9 protein-coding genes are annotated in these 13,339 nt (G+C 65.7%); 5 read left to right on the forward strand and 4 right to left on the reverse strand.

All coding sequences use genetic code 11. The annotated features are described in order from the left end of the window. Positions 1–20: 20 nt before the first annotated feature. Both CPBF1521_RS11115 and CPBF1521_RS11120 read left to right on the forward strand, forming a co-directional pair. Positions 21–782, forward strand: coding sequence for a sulfurtransferase (locus tag CPBF1521_RS11115; protein WP_115676968.1), 762 nt, complete (start codon positions 21–23; stop codon positions 780–782). Positions 783–991: 209 nt separating this feature from the next. Then, entirely contained in the window at positions 992–1,639 is a 648-nt protein-coding gene (locus CPBF1521_RS11120; RefSeq protein WP_016904564.1) for a response regulator, read from the forward strand. 184 nt (positions 1,640–1,823) lie between these two features. On the opposite strand, the gene CPBF1521_RS11125 is transcribed toward CPBF1521_RS11120, so the two are convergent. After that, on the reverse strand, positions 1,824–5,564 hold the full coding sequence (locus CPBF1521_RS11125; protein ID WP_181901210.1) for an Rne/Rng family ribonuclease: 3,741 nt from the start codon (positions 5,562–5,564) through the stop codon (positions 1,824–1,826). 424 nt (positions 5,565–5,988) lie between these two features. On the opposite strand from CPBF1521_RS11125, the gene CPBF1521_RS11130 reads away from it, so the two are divergent. Beyond that, positions 5,989–6,975 carry an RluA family pseudouridine synthase gene (locus tag CPBF1521_RS11130; protein WP_104582583.1) on the forward strand — a complete coding sequence of 329 codons (987 nt, stop codon included), beginning with the start codon at positions 5,989–5,991 and terminating at the stop codon, positions 6,973–6,975. Between the two features lie 208 nt (positions 6,976–7,183). Here the strand turns inward: CPBF1521_RS11130 and zupT are convergent, their stop codons facing one another. The 3 genes from zupT to CPBF1521_RS11145 all read right to left on the reverse strand — a co-directional run bounded on the left by zupT (position 7,184) and on the right by CPBF1521_RS11145 (position 9,072). After that, a complete protein-coding gene (gene zupT, locus CPBF1521_RS11135; protein ID WP_104582584.1) occupies positions 7,184–8,002 on the reverse strand; it encodes a zinc transporter ZupT in 819 nt (272 codons plus the stop codon). A 294-nt stretch (positions 8,003–8,296) separates the two neighbouring features. Continuing rightward, complete coding sequence (locus CPBF1521_RS11140) at positions 8,297–8,719, reverse strand: energy transducer TonB (RefSeq protein ID WP_104582585.1); 423 nt, start codon at positions 8,717–8,719, stop codon at positions 8,297–8,299. Then, entirely contained in the window at positions 8,716–9,072 is a 357-nt protein-coding gene (locus CPBF1521_RS11145; RefSeq protein ID WP_046342783.1) for a 4a-hydroxytetrahydrobiopterin dehydratase, read from the reverse strand. The genes CPBF1521_RS11140 and CPBF1521_RS11145 overlap by 4 nt, the downstream gene beginning before the upstream one ends. 88 nt (positions 9,073–9,160) lie before the next feature. Between CPBF1521_RS11145 and CPBF1521_RS11150 the strand changes: the two genes are divergently transcribed. Beyond that, positions 9,161–9,760 carry an NfuA family Fe-S biogenesis protein gene (locus CPBF1521_RS11150; protein WP_039815233.1) on the forward strand — a complete coding sequence of 200 codons (600 nt, stop codon included), beginning with the start codon at positions 9,161–9,163 and terminating at the stop codon, positions 9,758–9,760. A 13-nt stretch (positions 9,761–9,773) separates the two neighbouring features. After that, positions 9,774–11,582 carry a transmembrane repetitive protein gene (locus CPBF1521_RS11155; RefSeq protein WP_115676970.1) on the forward strand — a complete coding sequence of 603 codons (1,809 nt, stop codon included), beginning with the start codon at positions 9,774–9,776 and terminating at the stop codon, positions 11,580–11,582. Positions 11,583–13,339: the final 1,757 nt, after the last annotated feature.

A 13,339-nucleotide genomic window follows, 5' to 3' on the forward strand; every position in this document is an offset into this window, starting at 1 on the left:
CATCGGCTTAAAATGGCCGCATGATCACCAATACAGCTGCCTACCAGTTCGTCACCATCCAGGATCCGCAGTCGCTCGCCGACAGCGTCCTCGCGCAGGCCGGGCAGCAGGCCTTGAAAGGATCGGTGCTGGTGGCCGGAGAGGGGATCAACCTGTTTCTGGCCGGCGAAGCGGAACAGGTCGGCACGTTCTACGCGTGGCTGCAGGCCGATCCGCGCTTTGCACAGATGCGCATCAAGTACAGCCTGAGCGCGTCGCAGCCGTTTGCGCGGCTCAAGGTGAAGGTCAAGCCGGAGATCATCAGCTTCCGCCGCGACGATGCCTCGCCGCTGCAGGGCCGTGCGCCGGCAGTGACGCCCGCCACGCTGCGCGCGTGGATGCAGGAAGGACGCGACGATCGCGGCCGCCCGTTGGTGCTGCTGGACACGCGCAATGCCCAGGAAGTGGCGTATGGCACGTTCCAGGGAGCGTTGACGCTGCCGATCGACAAGTTCACCGACTTGCCGGCTGCGCTGGAACCGCATCGCGCTGCATTGGCCGATGCCACCGTGGTCAGCTTCTGCACCGGCGGCATCCGGTGCGAGAAAGCTGCGCTGTGGATGCAGGCCGACGGCATGGACAACGTGCTGCAGCTCGAAGGCGGCATCCTCGGCTACTTCGAGGAGGTCGGCGGCGAAGGCTACGACGGCCGCTGCTTCGTGTTCGACGAGCGCGTTGCACTCGATGCGCAACTGCGCCCCCTGGTGGACGCCGAGCGCAGCACCGAAGCAGGAAAAATCTGACCGGGGGCGAGTGAATTGCCCGATGTTCGCGCATTGGGGGCGCTCGCATCATCCGATCACGCCGCGATCGTGCATTCAATGCCTGCCATGACACGCGGCGGCAGAGTGCGTCGCATTCTTACTCAAATGTAATACGTCGCATCGAGCTTGCCCTGAATTATTCACGGAGATAGGCTGCATCAGCCAGCCGCACAGCGAGGACAACAAGGATGACCATCAGAGTTTTTCTGATCGACGATCATGCACTCGTGCGTACCGGCATGAAGATGATCCTGTCCAAGGAAGTGGACATCGATGTGGTGGGAGAAGCGGAGAGCGGGGAGGCGGCCTTGCCGCAAATTCGCCAGCTCAAACCCGAGATCGTACTCTGCGACCTGCATCTGCCCGGTGTCAGCGGCCTGGAAATCACCGAGCGCATCGTCAAGGGCGATTACGGCACCCGCGTCATCATCGTGTCGGTGCTGGAAGACGGCCCATTGCCCAAGCGTCTGCTTGAAGCTGGCGCATCTGGCTATGTCGGCAAGGGCGGCGATGCGCAGGAACTGCTGCGTGCGGTGCGCGAAGTCGCACTGGGCCGGCGCTATCTCGGCAATACCATTGCGCAGAATCTGGCCCTGTCCAATCTGGAAGGGGGCAGCTCGCCGTTCGATGCGCTATCGCCGCGCGAACTGGAGGTCGCCCTGTTGCTGACCCAGGGCCTGCGCCAGGAAGACATCGCCAAGCGCCTGAACCTCAGCGCCAAGACCATCAACACGCACAAGGCGCGCCTGTTCGAAAAGGTCGGCATCCAGGACAACATCGCCCTGGCGCGTCTGGCCAATCAGTACGGCCTGACCGACCCGGCGCGCACCCTGTAAGCCAAGTTCTCGGGTCCGATCTTGCAGATGCGGCGGTCGGATGCTGCCGCATAAGGTGCTGTTGCGGGGAGCCGGAATGCCGGCATGACACTGCTGCACGCAAAAACAAGGCGGCCCGAAGGCCGCCTTGTCTGACGCCACCTGCCTGGATTTACCCAGGCAGGTTCAACCGGCCGGGAGACGATCAGTGATCGCCGCGCGGCTTGTCGGTGTCGTCTTGCTGCGCCTGGGCGTCATCGCCGTTAGGCGATGCATCTGCCGGCTTTGCCGCCTCGGACACGACGACGGTCGGCTTCGGCTTGTCGGCAGTCGGCTCGGTGGCGTCTGCAGGCACCACGGGTGCGACCGATGCCGGCCGCTCGGGCGCCTTGTAGGGCACCGGCGTTTCGGCCTGTGGCGCTGTCGCCGCGGTTGCATCGGCCGGAGCCAAGGCGTCCAGCAGCGTGGTCTGCACCGGAGCGTACGGCTTGCGTGCCGGCGCAGCGTCGGCAGACGGGGAGGTCTGCGGCACCGTGTTGGTGGACGTCGCGGCAACATCGGTTGCCGGGCTTTCCGCCGTTGACGGCTCGGCATGCGGCGGCTTGGATGTCACCACGTTCGCCTGGGCGCTCGACGGCGTAGCAGCGACCGGCTTGGGAACGCTGCCCGCTGCCGGCGTTGCGTCGGTCTTCGCCGGCTCCGCTTGCGTTGCTGCCGCGGCGGCCACCGGTGCTGCCTGTTCCTGCCGGGCAACTTCCTGCCGAGCAACGGCCGGCGCTGCAGCGTCGGCCGATACCGACGCCGCCGGTGTTGACCGCATCGTCGGCTTGGACGAAGGCTCTGCCAAGGAAGCAGCACTCTCGACAGGCGAAGCTGCAGCAGGAGCCGCCGCCGACGTCGCAACCGGAGCCGAGGCGGCAACCGGGGTCGACGCAGCGGACGGAGTCGCAGCGGCAACCGGAGCCTGAGCCTGCAGATTCGCCGATTCCTGCGCAACGACCGGAGCCTGAGGCGCTTGCTGACGCGGTGCATTGGCCGACGCCTGCACAGCCGGTTGCGCTGCAGCTGGCGCTGCATTGCCAGCCGGGGCTGTTGCAGCCGGTGCCGGAGAGGCCGCCGGTGCATCGCCACGTGCCTGTTCGGCTGCGGTCACCGCAGGGCTTGCAGCTTGCTGCTCGAACGACGGCGTGGCGTTGGAAACCGGCGCCGTGGTCGACGTCGTGTCGGCCGCCAGCGGCGCTTCCGCACGTTCCTTCGGTACCGGGCGCGGCTTCACTGCGGCCGGAGTGCTGGACTCCGGCTTGGTGCGTGCCGCTACCGCGGGCGTGGTCGCGTCATCGTCGAAGTCGAACTCCGGCTGTCCGGCGCGCGGGGCAGCCGAGGTGTGGACCTGCGCACCGGCATCGTCGCTCTCGGTGTCGCCATCGAGATCGCCTTCGGCATCGCCGTCCAGATCGTCCGTTTCCAGACCATCGACGCCGCTGCCGCCTTCGCCGTTTGCACCAGCGCCGCGACGGCGACGACGGCCACCGCGACGACCGCGACGACGACGGCTGCCGCCTTCGCCATTGGCCGCATCATCGCCTGCCGCCTCCGGTGCCTGGCCGTCCGCATTCGCGTCGGTGCCGCGATCGGCATGCGCCTCGGTCACGATGACCTCGACCGGGTGTGCCGGCGCAGCCTCATGTGCCGAGGCCTGCGTTGCCGGTGCCGCGGTTTCGGCAATCGCCGCGACCACGGTCGCAGTCGTGGCGGTTGCGGCCGTGGAGGTCAGCGTCTGCGCCGAGGCAGTGCCTTCGTCCTGACGCGCAGGGCGCTGCTGCCGCTCGGACGGCGCGCCGTCCTGCTGCTGTGCAGCTGCACGCGGTGGGCGCGGTGCCTGGTTCTGCGGCTTCTGCTTCTGCTGCTGGGCCTGCTGCGGCTGCTTGGGTTGGTGTGCCTCGCCGCGTGGCGGCTTGGGCACCTGCACCTGCTGCGTCTGCCCGCCGTTCTGCGCAGCCTGGCCATTGGCCGGCTGACGACGCTCGTCACGACGCTCCTTGTTGACGCCATTGCCGTTGCCATTGCCGCGGTGCTGACTGCCACCGTTGCCACCATTGCGGGCATCACGGCCGTCGCGCCGCTGACCGCCACGGTCGCTACGCTCGTTACGGCTGCTGCGGCCGGCATCGTTCTGACGCGGACGCTGGGTCGACTCGGGCGCAGGCGCGACCGGCTCGACGCCACCGAAGATGCGCTTCAGCCAGCCGACCACACCGGTCACCGGCGCGGGCAGCGGCAGTGCCGCGACCGGAACCGGAGCCGGTGCAGGTGCGGCGGCAACCGGGGCAGGGGCCTCTTCACGCAGCGGCGCCGGCTGGCTCGGCTTGATCGAGGTCACTGCCGGCGCAGCCGGGATATTCAACTGTGCCTTGGTCAGCGCATGTACCGGCAACTTGCGCGGGGTGCCGCGCTGGTAGCTCGGTTTGCCGCTGTCTTCGCCCAGCTCGTTCTCGCGCAGGCGGGTGACTTCGTAGTGCGGGGTGTGCAGCTGTTCGTCGGCGACGATGATGATCGGCGATTCGTGACGCTGCTCGATCTCACGCAGCGCGCTGCGCTTTTCGTTGAGCAGGTAGTTGGCGATCTCCACCGGGGCCTGCACCAGCACCTGTCCGGTGTTTTCCTTCATGGCGTGCTCTTCGGCCACGCGGATGATCGACAGCGACAGCGACTCGACGCTGCGCATGCGGCCATGGCCGTCGCAACGCGGGCACACGATCTGGCTGGATTCGCCCAGGCTCGGACGCAGGCGCTGGCGGCTCATTTCCATCAGGCCAAAGCGGGAGATGCGGCCCAGCTGCACGCGCGCGCGGTCGTACTTGAGCGCGTTCTGCAGCTTGTTTTCGACTTCGCGCTGGTGCTTGGTCGAGGCCATGTCGATGAAGTCGATCACCACCAAGCCGCCCAGATCGCGCAGACGCAGCTGGCGGGCGACTTCCTCGGCCGCTTCCAGATTGGTCTGGAAGGCGGTCTCCTCGATGTCGCTGCCCTTGGTGGCGCGCGAGGAGTTCACGTCGACGGCGGTCAGCGCTTCGGTCTGATCGACCACGATCGAGCCACCCGAGGGCAGCCGCACGTTGCGCTCGTAGGCGCCTTCGATCTGCGATTCGATCTGGAAGCGGTTGAACAGCGGAATGTCGTCGGTGTAGTGCTTGAGCTTGCGCAGGCTCTGCGGCATCACCTGCTGCATGAACTCCTGGGCGTCGGCGTACAGCTCCGGCGTATCGACCAGGATCTCGCCGATGTCGGCGCGCAGGTAGTCGCGCAGGGCGCGGATGATCAGGCGCGATTCCTGGTAGATCAGGAACGCGGCCGGCTTGCTCAGGGCCGCCTCGGCGATCGCCTTCCAGGTCTGCAGCAGGTAGTCCAGGTCCCACTGCAGCTCTTCGGCGTCACGGCCGACACCGGCGGTGCGGATGATCACGCCCATGTCGTCGGGGATGTCGAGCTTGTCCAGCGCTTCCTTCAGCGCGGCACGGTCTTCGCCTTCGATCCGGCGCGAGACGCCACCGGCGCTCGGCGAATTGGGCATCAGCACCATGTAGCGGCCGGCCAGCGAGATGAACGTGGTCAGGGCGGCGCCCTTGTTGCCACGCTCTTCCTTGTCGACCTGCACCACGATTTCCTGGCCTTCGCGCAGCAACTCGCGGATGGTCGACTTGTTGTGGTCGACGCCAGCCTGGAAATAATCGCGGGAGATTTCCTTCAGCGGCAGGAAGCCATGGCGCTCGGCGCCATAGTCCACGAACGCCGCCTCCAGCGAGGGCTCGAGCCGGGTGATACGGCCCTTGTAGATGTTGGACTTCTTCTGTTCCTTGGACGGCTGTTCGATGTCGATGTCGTACAGGGTCTGGCCGTCCACAATCGCCACGCGCAGCTCTTCGGCCTGCGTTGCGTTGATCAGCATTCGCTTCATTATTGCGTTCCTCTCGCGCTCTACCGCGCGGAACGCCGTGACGTTTCGCCTCTGGAACAGCTTGTCGGCCCTTCGCGCAACGCGCGGACAGGCCTGACCAGGGTTTCCAGCGCTGCAACACCACGGCAGGCCGCGGGAGCGCTTGTCTTAAGTTTTATAGGTGTTTCAGGGCCGGCAGCCGCGTCCGGAAGAACCGGGGCAGCGCACGGGACATGTTCAGCGCAACGGTTTCAGCGCAACGGTCAAAAACCGCTGGCGATGGCCGGGCAGGCCGGTGAGCCGCTAACATGGCCGCCCCGGGGGCGGTGGTCGCGCACTGTACCGGAATCATCGGAAGGCAGGCTTCTGGCCAATCAACTTCCAACGAAATCAAACCCTTATCTCGCTCGCCGAGTGTAACAGAATAAAGAGCCGGATGACCGACCCCCAGCCCCCCAAGCCGCCTGCCGATCGTGTGGGCGTGCGTATTCTCAAAGTTCCGCAAGACCGTGCTGGGCAGCGGCTGGACAATTTCCTGCTCGGCCAGCTCAAGGGCGCGCCACGCAGCCTGATCTACAAGCTGGTGCGCAGCGGCCAGGTACGCGTGAACGGCGGGCGGGCCAAGGCCGAGCGCAAGCTCGAAGGCGGCGAAGAAGTGCGGATTCCGCCGGTGCGCGTTGCCGAAGAGGGCGACAAGGCCGCGCCACCGTCGTCGTTCCTGGCGCGGCTGGAAGCGGCGATCGTGTTCGAGGACGCACGCCTGCTGGCGCTCAACAAGCCATCCGGGGTCGCCAGCCATGGCGGCAGCGGGATCAGCTTCGGCGCCATCGAGACCCTGCGGGCGCTGCGGCCGAACCAGACCCTGGAACTGGTGCACCGGCTCGACCGCGATACCTCCGGGCTGTTGATCGTGGCGAAAAAGCGCTCCGCGCTGACCGAGATGCAGGCCTTGATGCGGGAGGACGACCGCGTCGAGGGCCGCGGCATCACCAAGCGCTATCTGACCTTGCTGGTCGGTCGCATGCCGGACGGGGTGATGACGGTCGATGCGCCACTGCACATCGGGCTGCGCCAGGGCGGCGAGCGGCATGTGCAGGTCAATGCGATCGGCAAGCCGTCGTTGAGCCACTTCACGCTGCTGGAGCGGCGCGGCGGGCACTCGTATTGCGAAGTCCGCATCGAAACCGGCCGCACCCACCAGATCCGCGTGCACGCCCAGCACCTGGGGCACCCGGTGGCCGGTGACGACAAGTACGGCGAGGCGGAGGTCAACAAGCGGCTGCGCGACCAGCTCGGCCTGAAGCGTTTGTTCCTGCATGCCGCGTCGCTGGAATTCACGCTGGACGGCGGCAAGACGCCCTACGTCTTGAGCGCGCCGCTAGCGCCGGAGCTGGCCGAGGCACTGGACCGACTGGGGCGCTGACGCAGCCAGGGCGGGCAGGGAGGCTACATCGGCGCGGATGCTGGGGCCGCACCCGCGCCATGTGCGGCTGCGCGGGTCACGATCCTGCCGGTAGAGCGGAACCCGCGCTCGTCAGGGGAATGGCGATCCAAACCTGGCATCCGAACGCCACCGATCGCACAAGGCAATCGCGTCTCGTTCCCAGGTCGCGTGGTCGTTGCAGGCCGCGCTAGGGCGTGGCGAAGCGGAACAACACCAGGCTGATCGCCAGCGTGCCCATGCCGGCGACCAGGCCGTAGACCGTCTCGTGGCCCTGCGCGTAGCGCTTGGCGGCCGGCAGCAATTCGTCCAGTGCCAGGAACACCATGACCCCGGAAATCAGGCCGAAGACGGTGCCGAACACCGCTTCGGACAGCACGCTGGACAAGGCCAGATAGCCGATGCCGGCGCCGATCGGTTCTGCCAGTCCGCTGAGCAGGCTGGCGCCAAAGGCGTAGAACTTGTTGCGGGTGGCGAAGTACACCGGCACCGCAATGGCGATGCCTTCGGGAATGTTGTGGATGGCGATGGCGAACGCGAGCGGCATGCCGACCGCGGGGCTTTCCAGCGTGGCGAAGAAGGTTGCCAGGCCTTCGGGGAAATTGTGCGCGGTGATGGCGATGGCCGTCATCAGGCCGACCCGGCGGATATAGGCCCGGTTGTCGTCGCGGAACAGCGGATCGTCGCTGGACAGGCTCTGGTGCGGGTTGGGCACCAGGCGGTCGATCACCATGATCAACAGCATGCCCCCCAGAAACGCCAGCGTGCCGAAGGTGAAGCCGAGCTTGTCGTTGTAGGCGTTGGAGAACGAAGCGATCGATTTGTTGAGAATCTCCGACAGCGATACGTACACCATCGCGCCGCCGGCAAATGCCAGCCCGAACGCCAGCAGGCGGGGATTGGGCTTCTTGGAGAACACGACCATCAGGCTGCCGAGTCCGGTCGCCAGGCCAGCTGCCAGCGTGACCGCAAATGCGGTCCAGACATTGTGGGATGACACTTCGAGCATGTGACGCACGACCTCGTGGAATGGAACCGACCTGCGGGGAGCGTGGCGACTGCTGCTGCGCACTTTGCGCATGGCCACGCTGCGCCTGCAGGATGGCCATGCCTGGATGACGAACACGTGGTGTCTGACGCGGCAGGCCTGGCGCGTGCACGCTGATAGCTGGCGAACACTGCGGTGCCTGGCGCTGCTGCAGGCCTGCGCGGTGCTGCAGGCCTGCGCGGTGCTCAGCGTTGGGGGCGGCGCGCCGGCGGGTTACCGCCGCCGCGTCTGTTCGCGCAACGTATCGACAGCGGCTCAGCCGCCTCGACGCGCCCGCTCTTCGATGGCAAAGCATTCGTCCGGGCGCGGCACCGGCGGCTTGAAGGCGACCGGCACCTGGATCGTCTGCGGCACCGCCTGGCCATTGCGCGTGGCGGCCCGGAATTTCCACTCGCGCACGCGTTTTTGCGCAGCTTCGTCCAGCACCGGCTGACCGCTGCTTTGCGCGACCGAGACGTCGGTCGGGGTGCCTTCGACACCGACCACCACCCGGAGCACGGCAGTGCCGCCGATGCCGGCACAGGCCAGTTGCGGGGAGTATTCCGGCGGCGGCGTCTTCAAGGCGGCCAGTTCGGTCGGAGCCACCGCCGGCGCGGCCGGCGGCTGCGACGACTTGCCACAGCCGCTGATGCCGACGGCAATGAACAGGCCGGCGAGGGCGGTGCGAGACGGGGTCATGGGGTGGCTCCTTGATCGTAGAGCTGGGCGGCCTTGGCCGCACAGATGAAGTCGTTTTCGCTCAATCCGCCGACGTCGTGGGTGGAATAGCGCACCACCACGCGGTCGTAATGCACGCCCAGGTCGGGGTGGTGGTCTTCGCGGTGGGCGATCCACGCCAGCGCGTTGACGAAGGCCAGCGTGCGGTAATAGTCGGCAAAGCGGAACGTGCGGGTGATCGCCGTGCCCAGTTCGGCCAGCTCCCAGCCTGGCACCTGCGGCAGCAATTCGGCCAGGCGCGCTTCGCCGAGCTTGTGGTCGCTGCCCTTGCGCGGCAGGCAGTGGGCCTGTTCCAGGGGAATCAGATCGGTCATGACAGTCTCGCAGGGGTGGCGGACAGCGCGTTCACTCAGGATCACGGTGTTCCATGAGCGCAGGCGCATTGAGCGGTAGAATAACCCCATGATCCAGATATCCGACAAAGCCCAAACCTATTTCCGCAAGCTCATCGAACGCGAGGGCGTGCCCGGCATGGGCGTGCGCCTGAGCGCAGTGGACGCCGGCACCCCGCGCGCCGACGCCCGGCTCGAGTTCGCCGAACCGGCGGACCTGAGCGGTGACGAATGGGCGATCGACTGCGACGGCTTCACCTTGTATATCGTCGCCGCCAGCGTGCCCTGGGTGGATGGCGCCGAAATCGACTACGTCACCCAGTCCACCGGCAACCAGCAGCTCACCATCAAGGCGCCCAAGATCAAGGGCGAAGCGCCGGCCGACTCCGCATCGATGGTGGAGCGCGTGCGCTGGGTGGTGGAGAACGAGATCAACCCGCAGCTGGCATCGCATGGTGGCCGTGTGGCGGTGCAGGAGGTCTCGGCAGAGGGTGTCGTGCTGCTGCGCTTCGGCGGCGGTTGCCACGGCTGCGGCATGGCCGATGTGACCTTGAAGCAGGGCATCGAGAAGACCTTGATGGGGCGCGTGCCCGGCGTGATTGCGGTGCGCGACGCGACCGACCACGCCACCGGCGACGCGCCGTATATTCCGCGCGACAGCGCGGCCTGATTCCGCGCCACCGGTGACCACGGCCGCCGATCTGCTGCAGGCATTGCGCGCGCGCATGCCGGGCAAGCTCATCCTGGATCGGCGCACCGGCCTGCCTTACGGTTGGGCAACCTGGATGAGCAGTCGCATCGGACCGGCGACTGCGTTCGACGATGACCAGGTGATGGGCGTGCTGCTGGCACGGCCAGCGTCGCCTGCAGGTGCTGGCATGGCGTTGCTGTTGTCGCCGTTCCAGGCATTTCGCAGCCTGTGGTGGCAGCACTGGGAGCCGCGGCCGAAGGACCAACGGCCGCAACACTGGCTGGCGCTGCTCGCTAGCCTGTTGATCCATCTCGGTTTCATCGCACTGCTGATCTGGGTCGTCACGGTGCGCTGGGCGCCGGATGACACCAAGACCGGCGACGAATCGCGGGTGCGCATGACCTTCATTGGCGACGGAGCGGCGGAGCAGGGCGGTGGACAAGGGCAGCCCGCTGACGCGGCGCAGGCCGCCTCGGGCGATGCGGCTTCAGCGCCGCAATCCGCTGCGTCCGTTGCAACCGGCAGGCCGAGCAAAGCGAGTGCAGCACCGTCGGAGCCTGCGCCCGCCGAGCCACCAGTCGATCCTTCAAGTACTGCCCAGGCGCAGGACATCGCGCCGGAACCGGTGGCTGCCGCTGCCAGCGAACCGGTGGCGCCTGAGGTGCCACGTGTGAGCGTGCAGGTGCCGCCGGTGACGATTGAATCGCCACTGCAGGTCACCGAAACACCGGTGGCCACGAACGACTTCGTCGTGCCGCCGCCGCCCACGATCACGGTGACTCCGCGTCCGGTTGCGCCGGCCGCGCCGCAGATCGAGGTGCGCCAGCGCGATATCCAGACCGTCACCGAACAGCCGCAACTGCGCGAATTGCAGGGTCCTGCAGCCACGGTTGCGGTGCGCGCTGCCAACGCGCCAACGGTGCGCGAGCGGGAAGTCGTCGTGCCGGACCGGCCACAGGTCGTTGCGCCGTCCGTGCGCAGTCGCGAGATCACGCCGACGGTTCGCATGCCCGATGTCGCCATTCGAACGGCCGAACTGCCAAGCGTGCCGGACCCGGCGCCCCAGCCGGCACCGGCGGCACCAGCCCGACAGATGCCGGTGACCCCGTCGCCGGCAGCATCTGCGTCGGCGACTGCAGCGACGCAGCCATCGGCAGCTTCCACGCAGCCCAGCCAGGCGCAGGCGAATCCGGCGCGAGGCGCGCAATCCAGCAACACCGCAGCGGCGGCCGCATCCGCAACCAGGCCGGCGTCCAGCAATGCCGGTCCAGCCCCGGCAGACCGTAGCGGCGGCTGGGATACCGCGGCCAATGCGGACGACTGGAGCAAATCCGACCGTCGTCGCAGCGGCGAAGCAACAGGTGCCAACGGAACGCGCAATGGCATGTTCAACGCAGACGGCAGCGTCCACGTCGCCGCCGGAACCGGCGATGCCGGCACCGGTGCTGGCGACCGCGGGCCGCCAGGCAGCGAAACCGATACCTGGACTCGCGACCAGATCGCCCAGGGCGGCACCTGGCTCAAACGTCCGCCATACGGCTACACGCCGACCTCGCTGGACAAGTACTGGATGCCAAACCAGTCGCTGCTGCAGGAATGGGTGCGCCGCGGCCTGAAGAAGATCGAGATCCCGATCCCGGGAACGACCACCAAGATCAGCTGCGTGGTGTCGTTGCTGCAATTCGGCGGCGGCTGCGGCCTGAGCGACCCGAATCTCAACGATCAACCGGCAACGGCCAGACCGCCGCCGGATGTGCCGTTCAAGCGGGAGCTGCAGGAAGACAATGGGGCTGTTAGGTAGTCAGCTACCGGGCTGGTTCTGACATAATATACATTATGCGAAATCGGTTCTTGGGGCGGCGCGGGCTCGGCGGCGCTGGATCTGGTGTCAGTTGATTGCCGCGGAGGAAATGCCCCCGTTCCCGCAGACATACACCCCATTCGCCGCGGAAACGCGCCCCACATTTCGCGGAACCCCGGACAAGTCGCCCCAGCTTTGATGGAACGACGGAAAAACCGCCCCGGTGTTGAGTTGTATGTGGACAGCGCACTCTTGGATGCTCCTACGCAGCACTCCCAATGCGTTTCCCACGCACTCAATGGTGATCTTCATTAGCGAGCTTCTATCGCTTCGCGGCGGCGTTGATCGCAGCGTGTGTGCGCTCTATAGAAAGCACAGGTTCGTCCTCTAGCCCTTTCACCAAGCCGGCGGCAGCATCCGCTGCCGCGATTGCTGTGCCCTCGCCTCCATCAACAAGATGGAGGGAAAACGTAGCCGTCCATACTTGAGGCACAGCCTGAGACAACAGCCATGATCGGTATTTCGGATCTCGGTAGACTGCGAGGCCATTCATGCAGCTTCTCTCTCCACACGGTACTGCTTGCGATGGTTAGCTGAGGTGCGAATTCACTCGTGCCATAGTGGCCAGCGCATTCTCGGATGCTCTTATGCAGCACTCTCAGTGCTTTTCCCACGCACTCAAGAGTGATCGCCATCTGCAGCCGCACTAGTGAGTGACAAGTTTTCCTAGCCCTGCATTCACGGGTGCTCTTTTTTAGAAGGTACCAGGCTTGTCTAACGCGCTGCGCTGCGTGGCTTGCGCGTAACTGGTAGGGCCGACTTCTGGCGTGAAGTGGGTCGCTTTGAAGCAGTCGCACGTTGTAACTCTGTTGCCAGCGTGTCGGCTCGAGCTCGCTCGATGGCAGCTTCTCGGAGCGCCTCGGCCAGCGCCTGACGGTTACTGTCTTCTTGCTGGCGAGCGTGTTGTTCAAACTTCTGATGCTCCCGTTGTGCGCTTGAGAGCTGCTTTTGAAGTCCCTGAGCTTCCTGTCGTGCGCGATCGATCTCTGCGTGCGCCCTATCCTCAATGGCGCTTGTCTGCCGGGGATAAGTTGCCCCTTTGACAGCTGAAACTGCCCCATTTTGCTGCGGAAACCCGCCCATCTTTTCGCGAGTCTTCGGACAACCCGCCCCTAATTTGGCGGAACTACGCATTACTTGCCCCGAATTCTCTTGGAGCTCGTTTGGTCACAGGACCTCCAAGTAGCTGCCTTCTTGCTGTGCACCGTCATTCAAATGCAGCCACATCGCCCTCAGAGTTCAGCCATACAGCCCTCAGCCTACGTTAGATCTGGGGCCTTTCCGGATGAATTTCCTGCAAGTTCTTTCGATTTGGGGGCAAATTGTAGTGCGACATCGTCTTGGTCTTCCTAGTGGGCAATGCAATGAATTCCCTGTCTACCTTGCAACAGATGAGCATCGTCGCAGGCGTCTTAGTAGCGCTTGTCGTTTCCATTACCTTGGCGGCAGTCTGGCTGGCCAGTCGCCAAAACGCAGCATACGATCGAGAGCTGGCAGGAGGGAAATGCCCTTGTTGCGGCAAATCGCTGGATGCCTAACGTTCAAGCGACGTTTCCCCCACAGGTTGCCTTAGTAACGCGTATGGCATCCTTGCGGAAGCAGCTCTTCTACCAGGCAGGCAGTCTATGCGCGGGCATATACCTTCGGAAACATCCGCCTCCGCTCAAGCCAGAGCAGGCGCCGCGCGGGATTGGCTC

Source organism: Xanthomonas euroxanthea (genome assembly GCF_900476395.1).
Lineage (GTDB): Bacteria > Pseudomonadota > Gammaproteobacteria > Xanthomonadales > Xanthomonadaceae > Xanthomonas > Xanthomonas euroxanthea.

Excerpts from the sequence above, each read along its gene's own strand:
- CPBF1521_RS11115 (WP_115676968.1), top strand. The coding sequence starts at position 21 with ATGATCACCAATACAGCTGCCTACCAGTTCGTCACCATCCAGGATCCG.
- CPBF1521_RS11120 (WP_016904564.1), top strand. The coding sequence starts at position 992 with ATGACCATCAGAGTTTTTCTGATCGACGATCATGCACTCGTGCGTACC.
- CPBF1521_RS11125 (WP_181901210.1), bottom strand. The coding sequence starts at position 5,564 with ATGCTGATCAACGCAACGCAGGCCGAAGAGCTGCGCGTGGCGATTGTG.
- CPBF1521_RS11130 (WP_104582583.1), top strand. The coding sequence starts at position 5,989 with ATGACCGACCCCCAGCCCCCCAAGCCGCCTGCCGATCGTGTGGGCGTG.
- zupT (WP_104582584.1), bottom strand. The coding sequence starts at position 8,002 with ATGCTCGAAGTGTCATCCCACAATGTCTGGACCGCATTTGCGGTCACG.
- CPBF1521_RS11140 (WP_104582585.1), bottom strand. The coding sequence starts at position 8,719 with ATGACCCCGTCTCGCACCGCCCTCGCCGGCCTGTTCATTGCCGTCGGC.
- CPBF1521_RS11145 (WP_046342783.1), bottom strand. The coding sequence starts at position 9,072 with ATGACCGATCTGATTCCCCTGGAACAGGCCCACTGCCTGCCGCGCAAG.
- CPBF1521_RS11150 (WP_039815233.1), top strand. The coding sequence starts at position 9,161 with ATGATCCAGATATCCGACAAAGCCCAAACCTATTTCCGCAAGCTCATC.